The sequence below is a fragment of the Shewanella pealeana ATCC 700345 genome (genome assembly GCF_000018285.1).
Lineage (GTDB): Bacteria > Pseudomonadota > Gammaproteobacteria > Enterobacterales > Shewanellaceae > Shewanella > Shewanella pealeana.
The window spans coordinates 879908-895877 of record NC_009901.1 but is presented as its reverse complement, the minus strand read 5'-3'; the positions used below and the strand labels follow the sequence as shown (position 1 = coordinate 895877).

Here is a 15970-nt window from a genome sequence, read left to right as displayed (position 1 = left end):
TCGAAGCCATTGATTTATAAGCACCCTAACAAAGTCATACTGGATAAACGAGCAAAAACTGAAAAATGAACATTGATATTGATGTCTTATCCAAAGTCATCAGTAACTATCAATTATTGATAAGAAAAGTAGGTCTGCAGGCTTGCAACTATTTTATGCTGCTTATCGCCTAAAACTCAAAAAGGAAAAAGTCCAACCACCACATTCACAGGCACTCCAATCCCCCATCGGAGTTGCCGAAGTTATTGAAGACAATCGCGTGAGCGAGGCATGGATGCCGAGATAGCCTTAGGTGAGCCATGGACGGCGAATATGAGGCGATAGCGATTGTCGAAAATAACTGAGGGGTCACAACTTCGTAGGGGCGCTGAGGGTTTGTTAAGGGGGACAAGCGCTTTCCCCCTTGGCTCGGGTGTGGGCGAAGCGCCACGACGTTGATTGTTAAACGCAGTCTAACTCCAAGCTCAAGCACAGCTTGGTAAGTGGCAACGCCTCGACCTTTATCAAGCGCAGCTTGATTGCTTCACGCCTTTGGTATCAATCACTCTCAACTGAAACTAAGAAAACAAAAAAGCCTCCATCTATAAGATAAAGGCTTTTGTTTTTTAATCTGAGGCTGAAACTTAACTCAAATCTCAACCCCGACTAACACTTCCAAGATTAGTCTAAAAGAGACTAGTTCTTCTTAGACTAATTCTTTTTAGAGTACTCGGCTGCATTCTCACCAGCCATTCTACCGAAGGTGACGATATCAGAGATAGCGTTACCACCTAGACGGTTAGCACCGTGAACACCACCAGTTACTTCACCCGCGCCGTATAGACCTGGGATAACCTGCTGCTTAGCGTTCATGATTTCAGCTTTAGAATCAATCTTCACGCCGCCCATAGTGTGGTGAACACCAGGAGTCACTTCGATTGCGTAGTAGTTACCTTCGTTAAGGGCACGAGGTAGGTTAGGACGACCGAAGTCTGCGTCTTTACCGCTCTTCACTAGGCTGTTGTAGCGCGCAACAGTTTCAGTTAGAGCTTTACCATCAATCTGTTCCATCTCACCTAGCTTAACTAGCGAGTCAGCACTTGGAGCAACACCTAGACCGATATACTTATCAATCTTACTTAGAGACTTACGTACTGAGTCATCAAAGATTAGGAATGCAGACTTACCCGTTTGGTTCAGAATAGCTGCAGAAGCCTTATCACGAGTGGTGATTTCGTTAACGAAGCGCTTACCTTCACGGTTAACCAAGATTGCACCGTTACCACGAACCGCTTCAGTTACCATCACACCACCTTTAACAGATAGCGTAGGGTGAGCCTGGATGTACTGTAGATCAGTCATCGCAGCGCCAGCATTTGCTGCAACATCGATACCGTCACCAGTCGCACCTGGTTGGTTAGTAGAGATAAAGCCTTTTAGCTTAGGATCAAGCTTAGCTACACGGTCATTGTTCTTAGCAAAACCACCTGTTGCTAGGATAACGGCGTCAGCTTTAATCCAGTAGTAACCTTTGTACATGCCTTTAACGAGTAGGCCCTTAACGTTGCCTTTGTCGTCTTTAAGGATTTCGATACCACGTGTGTTCATGCGCATATCAACGTCACGCTTAACGGCGTTATCGTAAAGCACTTGGATTACGTGAGCACCAACACCTGCACCACCTGTTGGACGGTGTGAACGGTTAGCAGAAGCACCACCCATACGACCTACGTCGTTAAGATCTGCGCCCATGCCAGTTAACCAGTCAACTGAACCTTTAGAGTGTGAAGTTAATACTTCAACTAGTGCAGGCTCGTTTAAGTCACGGCCACCTTTCATAGTGTCTTTGTACATAGACTCAACACTATCTTTGATGCCTTTCGCTTTTTGTTGGTCAGTCCAAGCGGCGTTCATACCACCGGCTGCAAGCTTAGCGTTACCACCAATAACTGGCTCTTTTTCAATTAGAATCACTTTAGCGCCGTGATCGTGTGCTGATACGGCAGCAGAGAAACCTGCACCACCAGAACCAACAACCACAACATCAACTGTGTCACGTGGTGCTTCGGCTAGCGCCGCCTGACGGTCAGACTGGTCTTTTAATAACTCATCGATGCTTGGCTCGTGACGTTCCCACTTCTTAGTGTAAGGCATGTCAAAGTCGAAGCTATGGCAAGAGTCACAGTAAACCATAGATTTTTCGTGAGCGCTGTGACAAGAAGTACAAGACACATCGCCAGGGAAATGAGATTCATGGGCATTGTAGTGCTCATGTTTAGTTTCTTCAGCAACTTCAGCCAGTGTACCGTGACAAGATACACACTGCGCATTCTCATAGGTTAAGCTGTCGTTCGATAGCTCACCGTCTGGCATATGGCAGCTATCACACTCTTGGTTTTCACCGTGGAACTCAGCCAAGTTATCAGCGGCAATCGCGGTAGACATAAAGCCTGCTGAGCCTAGAAGTGTTGCAATACACACTGCTTTTTTAAAGTTTTTCATCTCATTTCCTCGCCTTTTTATTGCCGCGATAAGCAGCGCAAAAAGCTATCACGTTATATTTAACGGTCGTTAACGCCGTCTTAAATACTCACTTTGAGGTAATTCTCTGCCTGAAAGCGCCTGCCCTCAACCAGATAACTCGAATGACTCAAGAAACTGAACACTCGATCACAGCTTGCAAACCATGCCATGCAAACATGCATAACCTCATAAGCAGTTATGCAAAAATGCATAGCTCAGAGTTAGCAAGATCACATATCTCCAATACCGCTCAGCGCCACACCTCAACTCTACACCTCAATATTAAGGCAACAGCAGCCAAGCCTATGATTCTGCGCCTGTTGCAGCCTAAGGAGTTCCTTAGTAAATCGAGAAACCCCGCACAGTTATGCTGTATAAGCTCATGCTAAGATTTGATTATGAAAATATTTGTTAACTTAATTTGCAGCCTCTGCACACTTTGTGCACTTGGCTTAGCGGGGTTATCGCTCCCCGCGCACGCTGCAGACTCCCACCAAAATCAAAGTATCGTCTTCGGCGTTCACTCAAAGACCGCCCCCCTTGAGTGGCGCAATAATGGCGTAGACCAAGGCTTCAACCTCGAGTTGATGGATCGTATCGGTCAGCTCATGGGCAAGCGCATCATCATCCGCCGTAAGAGCTTCCAGCAGCTACTTAAAGATGTGCACGACCGTGACTCGCTCATTGATGTCATCGCCGTGGTAAGCCCAATTACCATAGATAGAGAGCTGAGTCAGTCAGACCCCATTTATGCCACTCACGCAAAAGCTTACACACTTCAAGGTAAGTCGTTTATCAATGGCTGGAATGATCTTGAAGGCAAACGGGTAGCGATTAAGAAAGGCGCCTTCGTCGATGTCTATATCTCAGGTAAGAAACAAGACTTTACCCGCGTCGATGTCGACCTCTATGAGACAGGCTTCCAGCTGCTTATAAAAGGTGAGGTCGATGTGGTCATCGCCGAAAACTTTGTCGCCAGACGCCTAATGCCGCTGTACCCATCAATTAGAAGCTCGAGCGATCCGCTTATCTATGGTGCATTTAACTTCGTCAGTAACTATAAAAACGCTGAAATGATGGCGCAAATCAACGACGCGCTTAGACAGTTAAAGCTATCTGGCGAGTACGACCGATTAGTCAATAAGTGGTTTGGTACCGGCCGCGAAAAAGTCGACCTGAATTCGGCACAGAAGAAGATGCTCTCCTTAGCCATTTTTGTCAGCCTGCTTTCCGCCGTCGGCATGCTGCTGACTGGCTATATCAGTCTGAGTCTACGTAGACGCTCTAAAGCGCTAAAAGTGGAGTTACTCCAGCGTAAGAAAGCCGAAGAGGCGATATCGAACTTATCGAAGCAGTTCCAGTCGGTACTCGACGGGATCCCCCACGGCGTCACCCTGTTCAATCGAGACGGTGAATGCCTATGGAGCAACGATAACAATAACGACCTGCTGACCAGTCCAGAGTTTCACTATATTGATGGCGCAGCCTTTAACTTAGCGAATGCTCTTTCCGATGCGCTTGTCGAGCAGAAGTCACAAACCGCCGATATGCAGGTTAATAATCAGTATTGGCAGCTGCAGCTTCACCCTATTAGCCAACAGCAGGTGGTGATTTTGCTTGAGGAAGCCACCGAACAACATAGATTGCGCCAAGCCAATGACGAAGCCAGCCGCCTCGCCTCTCTAGGTGAGCTATCGGCGGGGATTGCCCATGAGATCAATAACCCGACGGGCATTATCATTCATTCGATTGCCTTTATTAGCGATGCCCTTAAAGATCTATCTGAAGCCAGTGATAACTATCAAAGACAAAACCCGTTTTGGACTGTAGCGGGCATGGCGCCCGACAGTGCCATGAACGAGCTAGACGTGAGTAGTCAGTCTATTAATGAGGGGGCCGAGCGCATAAGCCGTATCGTAAACGACTTAAAACGCTACGCTTTGCCGACTATAGCTAACGAGTATCAGCCAATCAGTGTTAATGAAGTGGTGGAGGTATCGCTGCGCCTCACAGCCAATCAGACCAAGATATTTAACGTCACTACCGATTTACTGCTCCCAAGCCCAGTTGTTATGGGGGATGCCCAGCAACTGCATCAAGTACTGATCAATCTTATCCAAAACGCCTGCCATGCCATCAGGCAAGATGCTGAGTGCTATGAGTGCAAGGAACACATTAATATCCAGACCTGTGTCGAAGATAAACATATCTGCCTAGTGATCAGTGATAAAGGCGCCGGAATGGATAGCGCCACCCTACAACGCATTACCGAACCTTTCTTTACTACGCGCCGTTCAAGTGGCGGCACAGGACTTGGCCTCTCAGTGTGTAGCCGCATCATTAAAGAGCACAAGGCCGACATGCAGATCACCTCGCGCCTAGGCAAAGGCACTGTGATAAAAATACGCTTTCCTTTGGAGTACTAATGAAACTCGCCAGAAATATTCTTCTTGTTGACGATGAAGCCTCTTGGCTTAGAACACTCTCCATCACGCTTAATCGTCTCGTGCCAGAAGCGACTATCGATACCTGTGTCGATAGTCGCCAAGTGATGAGCCGATTGCAGACTGGCGACTATGCGCTGGTACTGCTAGATCTGACCATGCCGTTTCATTCCGGCGAAGACTTGCTTGAGATGATCCGCAAAGAGTTTCCTAAGACCCGGGTCATCATAGTCACGGGGGTTAACGAGGTCGACACTGCGGTGCGCTGCATTAAAAACGGTGCCTATGACTACTTTATCAAAACAGACAAGGTCGACGATCTCGCCCGCACCGTTCGCCGAGCATTAGAAGTAGTAGGTCTTGAGCGTAACTATCTACGAATTAAAGAAAGCTTCTTAAGTCGCACATTAAGCCGCCCAGAAGTGTTCAATAATATCCTCACCTGTGAACCCGCGCTGCTGGATCAGTTCCGCTATTTAGAGGCCGTAGCCTTAAGCCCCGAGCCCATTCTTATTCAAGGGGAAAGCGGCACAGGTAAGGATGAGTTTGCCAAGTCCTGTCATCAGCTTATTTGCGCCGATGCGCCCTTCATTAACGTCAACTTGGCGGGTATTAGCACTTCGGCGTTCGAGCTACAGTTATTTGGCCAACTGCATACCGATGATGACGGCAAAGTTAGCGCTCAAGCAGGCGTGCTGCACCAAGTAAAAAACGGCCTACTCTACCTCAATGAGATTGGTGATCTCCCCATTGAGGCTCAGGCAAAGCTTGTGGATGTGATTGAGCATAAGCAGTATTACCCTATCGGCAGCGACAGAGCGTACCCGATATTGTGTAAAATTATCACCTCCACCCAGCACGACCTGTTAGCGCTGAATCAAGCGGGCAAGTTCAGGAGTGACTTGTTATATCGCCTACGCTCACACACCATCAAGCTGCCACCGCTGAGGCAACGTAAGCTAGATCTGTCGATGCTGATCAACCACTTTATTTGTTTAGCGGCCAAAGAGATGGGCTTATCAGAGCCCCAGCAACCGAGCTCGCTAGCGCAGCAGTTATCAGAATATGCTTTCCCTGGTAATTTACATGAGCTTAAAGGCATGGTGTTTGATGCAGTGAGCCGTAGCGACGGTATTGCGCTGAATATCACGCCCTTTATGGAGGCGATAAACCTAAGCAAGTCGAACGTTACCACTGACAGCGACCAGCTTATCTTCCCTAAGATTTTGCCCACATTAGCGCAGATGAGTGACGCCCTCATTCAAGAGGCGCTGAACCGCACCGCCAATAATCAAACTGCAGCGGCGCAGATGCTCGGCATCAGCCAGAGTGCGCTAAGCCGTCGCATAACTAAAGAAAAATAGTAAAGAAAAGTAGTAAAGAAAAGTAGTAAAGAAAAATAACAGCTTCGGCGGTTTAATCTAAAAACAAAAATGCCAGCAAATTGCTGGCATTTTCCTTTTTAAAACAGCGAGCTAAAAAGACTCTAGCGCGGTTTAAGCCTGCGCCGGCGCCGCTGCTAACTTAGCATCGCTGCTCTTCTCAGTTTCATTAACTATGGTTAGTACAGCTGTATCACCTACAACGTTACAAGATGTCAGCACCATGTCGATGAGGCGGTCTAGCGCTGCCACAATTGCGAACGCTTCTACAGGTAATCCCATCTGATGGATAAGCACACCAATCATCACCATGCCACCGCCTGGTACGCCACCAGCCCCTACTGACAGTAAGAAGATACTAAATAGTAATGCGGGTAGCTGCTCCATAGGGATTGGCGCGCCAAATGCGTTGGCCACAAAGAAGATAGCAATAGTGATATAAATCGATACGCCGCCCATGTTCATGGTCGCGCCGAGTGGCACACCAAAGCCTGCAACCGAGCGATTAACGCCGAGTTTATCGGTAAGAGTGCGCATAGTCACTGGAATGGTTGCATTTGAGCTGGCCGTCGACAGTGAAAATAGGATCTGCTCGCGAGTCTTAGCGCGGAACTCTTTCGCCGAAATCTGGGTAAATAAGCCAACCGCGAATGGGTATACCACAAAAATCCATAACAGCAACAAGCCTAAGATCAGTGCTAGGTATTCCACCACGCTGCCAAATATTGCCGCTTCTAGGGTTGCACCTAGCTTCAGCATTAATGCAAATACACCGATAGGCGCTAGCTGCATCACCACGCTAATCAGCTTCATCATGATCTTATTCGCCACTTGGAAGCCGTTTACCGCGCTCTGCGCCGCTTCACCAAGAGACTTAATCACGCCGCCAAGCAGCAGTGCCATAAAGATAACCTGTAGCATGTTACCCGAGCTAAACGCCGCTATCGGGTTACTCGGTACAATGCTGACTACTAAGTCGACCAGATTAGGTAGCTCTGTGGCCACGATATCCACGCCGCCACCGTTAGACATATCCACGCCCTTGCCTGGAGAAAGCAGTAGCGCCACGCCTAGTGCAGCAAAAATAGCCACTAAGGTGTTGATGATATAGAAGCCAAATGTTTTGCCGCCTAAGCGACCGAAGCTATTGAGATCTTTAAGCTCGCACACGCCGCATACGATACTGACGAATACCAGTGGCACCACTAGCATCATGATCATATTAACGAACATGGTGCCTGCGCCCGAGGCTAATTCAACGATAGTGCCAGAAAATAAGCTGATGTCTGCGAGGAAGTATTGAATGATTGAGCCAAAAATAAGCCCAGAAAACAGACCGATAAAGATCCGTGTAGAAAGTGATTTAGTCATTTGCTTGCCTTATTGGACATGTCTTAACGCATGCCTTCTATTGCCTTCAATTTTGATGAAAACTTGATTTCCATCTCGTTGTGGCAGGGATAGTGAAACATGCTGGCAAAAAATTCAATCAAAAAGGGACAAATAGTTTTTGAAACAGCTTGATAACCAAGCTCAACATCACCACGTAAGGGGCTGTTTTCAAACGATTAACCAGATGTGCACGCAAAGTGCCGCCAAACACAACTTTTACACCAGCAACATCACGACATCATTTTAAGAACAAAAAGTCAAAAACCGGATAGCTAAAAGCACCGCAAAAACAACAGCAAGCAGATGAATAAACTAGCAGTGACAACCCAAAAAGCCAATCAAACTATATCAGGCCAAAAACACCGATTAATGCTCATAAAAAAAGCACCTTTAAAGGTGCTTTTTCTTGGCCGTTTATCGCTCCATTATAGCCAGATTACGCCAGCCATAACTCTACGTCTTTAATGATGAAGTTACCCGTATAAACCGGGTCAAGCTCACCAATATGCTCAAGCTAAAACTAACTACGGTGCGCTTCAGGAAGCCCTTCATCGCCACATATAACCTTACGTTAACCACAGCTCTACGCCTTTAATGATGAAGTTACCCGTATAAACCGGATCTGGCTCACCAATATGCTCAAGCTCAAAGTAGCTACGGTGCTCTTCGGTTCAGGAAACCCTTCATCGCCACATATAACCCTACGCCAGCCACAGCTCTACGTCTTTAATGATGAAGTTACCCGTATAAACCGGATCTGGCTCACCAATATGCTCAAGCTCAAAGTAGCTACGGTGCTCTTCGGTTCAGGAAACCCTTCATCGCCACATATAACCCTACGCCAGCCACAGCTCTACGTCTTTAATGATGAAGTTACCCGTATAAACCGGATCTGGCTCACCGATATGCTCAAGCTCAAAGTAGCTACGGTGCTCCTCTGGTAGCCCTTCATAGCCACAGATCACCTGATACAGCCATGACTCTCTGTCCCAAGGGAGCTGCTGCTCGTCAAGATATTCCAATGCTGACTGGCTCTTGCCCGAATCGATGACTGCGCAGAAATAGCCGTCTACCGCCAGCTTAAGTGGGTTATCCGGAATATCAAAGTCTTCCGCCTGAGTAAGATCGACTGACACATCTTGCTCGCGCTGACTACTAGTATCATTTAAGCGATCGATACGCTTAATATTTGAGACTAGCTCAAGTAGCTCAGGCTCTAATCCGTGATTGTTAACATCTACCGCCGCTGGCGCAAGCAGTGGCTCGGCAATATTAAATAGCGCCGGCAATTGCTTGTGACTGACATGATCCGCGGGCTTATAGTCTGGATGCAAGTCGGTATACAGCAACCAACCTTTTAGCAAACGAGTACGGCCACGAATTTGACGGAAACGACCCAGTAATTCAAGTAAGCGCGCCTGCACCACACTGAGTTCCTGGGTACAGTCACTCAAGGTTTCTTGTAGCGTGGTGACCAACAATTTTCGCAGCTCGCGAATATCACCGGCTATTTCACCCAGTTCGCTAAACTGGAACATCTCAAGGCCGTTTAGCAGCTCAGATACCTGAGATTGTGCTAACTCGTTCTCACGAATTTTAGCGTTGATACTGCCCACATAACCAAACTCGTTGTTGATGCGGCTCCACAGCACACGAATCGAATAGCGCAGGCCATCGGCAAAGCTATAAACATGCTCGCTTAAATCGGCAAGGTAAGCCTCTGATGCACTAAAATCGACATTATGGCGCGCCTCTTTATAGTGGTCGGCCAAGGTCTTAATAGTAGCCAGTGACGAACCCACATTGGAGTCGATTTGACGATTACGCTCATCGCTCAAGGCTTCCTCAAGCAAGGCTCGTACTGAACGTTTAAGGCGCAGTTCCTGCTCTGGCTCTGGTCGCCACAGAATGTCGCTCTTTTGCAGCTTATCGATGGCAGCAGCGTTGCTCTCATCGACCGATACTGAGCCCGACAAGTACACGTCCATCACCAGCTCTGCATGGCGTCCAAGCTGTTTGAGCAGCTTAACACCAGCTTGGTGTAAGTTACTGCTCATATTAGATTAAGTCCCTTTGAGTGGCGGTTTCAGCTTGGGCTTCAAGGCTTAAGCCTTCGGTCTCATCGATAAAACGAATCACCTCATAAAGGTAATCTAGCTTACCTGTAGCGATATAGATCTGCTTCTCGCTGTTAGGTCGTGTCAGATAGCCGAGCTCCACCAAACGCTTGAATACTAGTTTTATCTGCGCGTCCACGTTAGTACTGGTAGAGCCAAACAGGCGATAATGGCTAATTTTGGCCAACTGCTCACGAAAAGCTGGCGTGTCTTCGATGCGAGTTTGCAGCTCAGTTAAACGCACGGCTACGCCTTCAGATAATGGCGCATCTTGACCACTACCCTCTTGCACTAACACTAGCCACTCAACCAGCGGAATAAGCGCATTACAGATATCTTTAAACTGCGACGAGATCACCTTACGCTCACCATCGCCTAGCTGCTGATAGCCACAGAAAAACACTTCACCTTCGCCAGCCGAGCCAATGGTGCGGTTAATCTGATTTAGATACTGCTCAACATGCTCACGAGTCGATGGGCTTTTCAGTGCGCGCCAGCCGTCTTCATCGGTAGTACGGCAGATAAACTGGCCTTTTAACAAACGTTCGATTAAGGCACTGGTGCCTACGATAGCGGTTTCGGTTACTTGGCTCATTACACGGCCTCCTGAGTGCGACGCTGATTGAGTTTCTCGGCGATCGGGTTAACTTGAGGCTTAACCACCTGCAGTTTCTTAGTTTGTTTGTTGATGATGTAACGGTTAGCAAACAGGTTCAATACCTCAGATTCAGGGTTCGGGAATGCCCCCAGTACTGAAATATTGTTGTTTTCACAAGCATCAAAAATCTTCTTCACGTTACCGTGGTGCAAGGTGCCCAGCTCGTCGATTGGCCAATGTATGGTCACTTCTGCGCGGCCACGTAGTAGACGGGTAAACGCCAGCAGGAACTTACATAAGATCAGGTAAGCCATACCGTGGCTCGATGACTCATTCAGTTGTCTGTCGGTGCGAATAACTAGGTCGCTATTGCCCTCTTTTAGGCGCAGCTCAATCTCAAGCAGTTTAGCAATACCACCTGACAGCGCTGCGCGGCCGATAATATCCAGTGCGCGGCGCATGCTGTTGGTGTAATCCTCTCCCGGCAAGTCGTTAAAACCGTCTGCTTTCCAGCGTTTAAAGGCTTTTACAAACTGCTCAAGCTCAGGCCAGAACTCTAACTCACTAATACGCGAGCGAATTTTAACCGCCGATTCTGATACGCCATCAAGGAACAGCTCCTCACCCACTTCACGGGTAATACGCGCACTTTGCGAGGCGATGCGGCGATCGATATCGGCCAGTACATCGTAGAAGGCGGTCAGATCGACACCGAAAATACGGCCTTGTTCACGCAGCGCCATAATAGACTGTGGCACCATGACGTTTAGCAACTGCTCAAGCTGTGGCACTAGCTTACGGTAATCGAGAATACGAATGCCTTTATCGTTTACAAAGCTTGATTCTTCGCGGGCGCGCTCCCAGGTCTCAGATAGACCCGAACCTGATTTGCTGGCAATAACAGAGTCGAAGTGCTCAACATACTGCTTGACCGAGCCCATTAACGAATCGCGTTTCAGCAGCTGATCTTCACCTTGGCGTAGACGCTCAGTCAAACTACCTTGGGCGTCATCATTACTAGCTGGTAACTTAAGCTCACTCAGTTTACGCATCACGCTACGCAGCTTAGTTAAGTTTTCTGAGGCTTCAATTTGCACCGCATCAGATTGCTTACGCTCGCCATCTAGCTCGTTACGCTTAGCCTTAACTTCGTTGGCCTTACTCTTAAGCTGTTGCTCAAGATCGAGACTGTCGTGCTTCACCTTGCTTAGCTCAGACTGCAGCTTAGGCTTACGTTTAAGCCAAGTGTGCTGATACCAGTCGTCATAACGTAGCACTTCACTGCGGCGCTGCTCCGCCTTGCTGATATTGCTCTCAAGTGTGCGGATTTCAGCCTTAAGGGCGACGATTTTCGCTTCGTCGACACCGCGAGACTTAAGCTCATTCTTGTACCACTGTTCACAGGCCTTCTGCTCGCTTGCTGCGTGCTCACGGCGGCTGTGAATATTGCTCTTCACTTGGTTTAGCTGGCTGTCTAACGCGCCAACCACTTCCTGCCAGTAGGCATTCTTTTCCATGCGCGCTTCGAGCGCTTGCTCTTTTTGCTCTTCGAGCCACTCTTGTTGCTGGCCTTGGAGCTGCTTAATATCGCTGTCGATACGGGCAAGCTGCTTCTGTGACGCGGCCTTGCGCTCATTCAGTGCAAGGTTGATCTTCTCCTGCTCGGCGCGTTTGTCATCAAATAGGCGACGTAGATCGTCACGGCTATTCTTATATGCTGTGCGAGCAAAAGTCAGCTCACGCAATAATTTATCGAGCTCGCTATTGCTGGCAACTAAGATGTCTTCCGCTTCGGCCTGTAGCTCTTTAGCACTAGACAACGCTTCTTCTGCGGCGGCGTGTTTAACTCGTAGCTCTTGCTCTGAGGCGGCATACTCTGGCGCGTCGATGGCTTTTAAGTCCAACGCGATACCATATAGCGCCTCTAAGCTTTCACTGCTAATACTTGGGTGTAGATCGCTGCGGTGCAGCAGTTCAGAGTTAATCACCTTACCTAAGGTGTTTTCCCAGCCTGCCGCCTCTTTACGTAAGAATTCCAGCAAAGTATGCGACTGCGGGAACAGCATATGAGTCAGCTCTTCGAGCTCACTTTGGCGCTCTGTCACCCGAATACCGGCTACACGTAGGCTCTCGTTGGCTTGATCGCGTTTAGCTCGAAGCTTACGCTCTTCGCTGGTTAAGCGATCGACCTTGGCATTACAGGCTTCTTGATCTTCGTCGGCGCGGGAGATGCGCTCATCGAATACTGCTAAGGCAAGCTTTTCATCTTCTGAATAAGTCACGCTATCGACGCGTACCTTAAGCTCAGCCGCATTCACCTTAAGCTGATAGGCTTGCTCGCTAAACTGCGCCTGACCTTTTTCGGTCGACTCGCGCCACTGCGCTTCTAGCTCGGCTAGCTCGCTACGGCCAATCTCTCTTTGCTTATCGCGAGACTCACGTAGGATGTCTTGCTCTTGATGCAAGTTTTCCAGCTCACGGTTCAAGCCTTCACCAATCTTACTACGGCGAGCGTTATAGGCCGCTTCAATATCTTGATGCTTCTCGGTTTGTAGCTTATGACGCTCGCTTAGGTTTTCTAAGCTGCCACGCCAGCTTGGTAGCTGCTCTAAATCTGATTTTGCTTGCTCGATATCGGCATCTTGAAAACTGGCATGCTGATCTTCAATCGAGTCCAGCTCATGCTCGCACTTAGCCACGTCGCCCTTGGCAGCAGACAGGTCGAGGTTAAGCTCATCACGCTGCTCCTTCCACTCTTCGTCGAGCTGACGAAGCTGAGCGTTTAACGCCTTAGACAAGTCTTGATGATGCTCTTGACGCTCAATCTCTGTGGTTTCATCTTTACTGTAACCGCGGCGCAAGCTAGCAAGACGCTGCTCGGTACTCAGCAGTTGGTCAAACTCCTGCTCTAGCTTTTCAAACTCAGGGCGAATTTGCTCAAAGCCTTGAATAAGCTGACTCTCACGGATCCACGCTTCGACGCGCTGTGGATTTAAGCGTGAACTTGGCGGGTTAACGCCATCCTCTTCCAAAATCGCGGCGATCATCGACTTGATGGTTTCCATCTTGCCCTCTTTCGAGTGCACCGCCTTGGCCAGTTTTTCGATATGACGCAGTGAATGCTCGGCTTCACACAGGGAGAACTGACGCGCATAGTTACGCAGCTCATTACGGTTACTACCCGTACTTAATAGCGCTCGGTCATTTTGGATAATGGCACGATATTCGCGGGTGTTAAGCAGGTTAGTCACCGCCACACCGGCGCGCTTCATCTCACGGCCAAGCTCCGCCATGGTGAAGCACTGAATGCTATCGCCTTGCTTAGTCTTGATGTAATCCTCAAGCTCGAAGCCTTTAGCGATAAAGCGGTAGTTCACTCCTTTACCGTCGCCCGCCGACGCCAATACCGCTTGATAGGCTAGGCCATCAGACTTGATATATTCATAGATGATATAGCTTGAATCATGAGGCAAGTACCAGCGCTCAAAACTGTCACGGGTTGATGGCACCACTCGACTCGGATATTCACCATAAAAAACCGGTACCAGACGCTGCAGTGTGGTTTTACCCGATGCGTTGGTACCACAAATATTGGTGTGGCCATCCAAGGCCAGCTCTACCACGCCTGGTAGATGAGTATCGATAAGTATGATGCGATTTAAGCTTGGCATTGCATTCCTTAATCCAAACAGAGCCGTAACGGTAAGCGCATTGGGCTTACATTAAGCTAAAAATGTCAGGTCTAATGTTAGATCTAGTGTTAGGTCTAGTGTTAGAGCTATAAAAATTTTGATGGTCACTAAATTAAAGGAAAGCGCCACGCTTGGCAATTATGCAAAAGTGACTAAAGCGGCGGTTTCGGTGACCAAATAACAGAAGCGAGATCATACGCCATTTTTAGACATTTTGATGCTCAATCAATCGGCAGTTAGCAAGTGACTCTGTAGAAAGAAAACTTAAACCTCTGCAAGCAAGAACCTAATAAAAAGCCCGCCTCAATAATGATGGGCGGGCTTATTTTTCATCTAGCCGATGTTAAATTAAAGCAAACTATTTACGCTCCACGCTTGCATGCATGAGAGCTTAAGCCAGCGAGCTTTGGTTCGCTAAGGCTTGCTGCTTAGCAAAATATTTGCGAGTCTCTTTTAAGATCACGTGCCTTAAGCCTATGAGGGCTATCAAGTTAGGGATCGCCATCAAGCCGTTTACGGTATCGGCTAGCATCCAAATCAGATCTAAGTGAATAAATGCGCCACCTGCAATTAAGCCTAAAAAGGTAAATTGGTAGATTTTAATGCCGTTATCACCAAGGCGACTGCCCGTTAGGTAATACCAGCAGCGCTCACCGTAATAATGCCAACCTAAAATCGTGGTAAAGGCAAAACAAACCAGTGCAATGGTTACCACATATTGACCAATAACTTCTGAGCCACTGGCAGCAAATGCGGCGCTGGTCATGGCAGCCCCTGCAGTATCACCGCTCCACACACCGGTAATAATCAGTACTAAACCTGTCATGGTACAAATTAAGATCGTATCGAAGAAGGTTCCTGTCATGCTCACAAGGCCTTGCTCTACCGGCTCGTTAGTCTTCGCGGCAGCGGCGGCAATAGGTGCACTACCAAGGCCTGATTCATTAGAGAATACGCCGCGAGCGATACCAATTTGCAGCGCTTGAGCAACCGTTGCGCCTAAGAAGCCACCTGCAGCCGAGATAGGGGTAAAAGCTGAGTGCAGTACCAACTCAAATGCAGGAATAATTTGATCAGAGAAGATAAACAGCACCCACATACAGGCTAACACGTAACCCAGCGCCATAGTCGGCACCAGCTTTTGCGCCACATTAGCGATGCGCTTAACGCCGCCCAGTGTCACCGCCGCCACCATCAAGGTTAGCGCAACAGCAGTTACCCAAGTAGGAATATCGAAAGCGATAGTCATGGCATCACTGATGGCATTAACCTGAGCAAAGGTACCTATACCAAAAAACGCCACGCCGACACCGAAGATGGCAAAGATCTTCGCCAGCCACTTAAGCCCTAGGCCACGTTCGATATAGTACATAGGGCCACCAGCAATATTACCTTTGGCATCTGTGGTGCGATACTTTACTGCCAGCATACATTCGGCGTACTTGGTCGCCATACCAAAAAAGGCCGCTAGCCACATCCAAAATAGTGCCCCTGGACCACCGATTTTAATTGCGGTTGCCACACCCACAATATTACCGGTACCAATAGTTGCCGACAGTGCGGTACAAAGCGCCGCAAATGATGATAAGTCGCCCTTACCACTTGCAGGTTTAAACAATAAACCCAGCGCCATAGGCAATTTAAAAACTTGGATCAGTTTGAGTCGAACAGTGAGATAAAGACCGGTTCCCACCAATAAGCACAGGGTAATAGGCCCCCAGACAATGGCGTTGATATCGGCTAAAAGTGCGTGAAAATTCATGGTATTCCTCGAGTATTAAACAACAAAACTCTCTAATAAGAGTTATTAATAATCGGAGGAGGAAAAGAAATGGCTGTTGCA

8 protein-coding genes are annotated in these 15970 nt (G+C 48.2%); 2 read left to right on the top strand and 6 right to left on the bottom strand.

Translation table 11 applies throughout. The features are described from left to right. Window positions 1-690 precede the first annotated feature (690 nt). Window positions 691-2481 carry a flavocytochrome c gene (locus tag SPEA_RS03805; RefSeq protein WP_012153985.1) on the bottom strand — a complete coding sequence of 597 codons (1791 nt, stop codon included), beginning with the start codon at window positions 2479-2481 and terminating at the stop codon, window positions 691-693. Window positions 2482-2900: 419 nt separating this feature from the next. Here SPEA_RS03805 and SPEA_RS03800 point away from each other — a divergent pair, with 419 nt between their 5' ends. Beyond that, entirely contained in the window at window positions 2901-4928 is a 2028-nt protein-coding gene (locus SPEA_RS03800) for an ATP-binding protein (protein ID WP_012153984.1), read from the top strand. Beyond that, window positions 4928-6310, top strand: coding sequence for a sigma-54-dependent transcriptional regulator (locus tag SPEA_RS03795; protein ID WP_012153983.1), 1383 nt, complete (start codon window positions 4928-4930; stop codon window positions 6308-6310). Before SPEA_RS03800 ends, SPEA_RS03795 begins: the two co-directional genes overlap by 1 nt. Before the next feature lie 132 nt (window positions 6311-6442). Here the strand turns inward: SPEA_RS03795 and SPEA_RS03790 are convergent, their stop codons facing one another. The 5 genes from SPEA_RS03790 to SPEA_RS03770 all read right to left on the bottom strand — a co-directional run bounded on the left by SPEA_RS03790 (window position 6443) and on the right by SPEA_RS03770 (window position 15889). Continuing rightward, complete coding sequence (locus SPEA_RS03790) at window positions 6443-7699, bottom strand: dicarboxylate/amino acid:cation symporter (protein WP_012153982.1); 1257 nt, start codon at window positions 7697-7699, stop codon at window positions 6443-6445. Window positions 7700-8556: 857 nt separating this feature from the next. After that, on the bottom strand, window positions 8557-9777 hold the full coding sequence (locus tag SPEA_RS03785; protein WP_012153981.1) for a hypothetical protein: 1221 nt from the start codon (window positions 9775-9777) through the stop codon (window positions 8557-8559). Window position 9778: 1 nt separating this feature from the next. Beyond that, window positions 9779-10432 carry a condensin complex protein MksE gene (locus SPEA_RS03780; RefSeq protein WP_012153980.1) on the bottom strand — a complete coding sequence of 218 codons (654 nt, stop codon included), beginning with the start codon at window positions 10430-10432 and terminating at the stop codon, window positions 9779-9781. Then, window positions 10432-14106 carry an ATP-binding protein gene (locus SPEA_RS03775; protein WP_012153979.1) on the bottom strand — a complete coding sequence of 1225 codons (3675 nt, stop codon included), beginning with the start codon at window positions 14104-14106 and terminating at the stop codon, window positions 10432-10434. Before SPEA_RS03775 ends, SPEA_RS03780 begins: the two co-directional genes overlap by 1 nt. Window positions 14107-14518: 412 nt before the next feature. After that, window positions 14519-15889, bottom strand: coding sequence for an alanine/glycine:cation symporter family protein (locus tag SPEA_RS03770; RefSeq protein ID WP_012153978.1), 1371 nt, complete (start codon window positions 15887-15889; stop codon window positions 14519-14521). Between the last annotated feature and the right edge of the window lie 81 nt (window positions 15890-15970).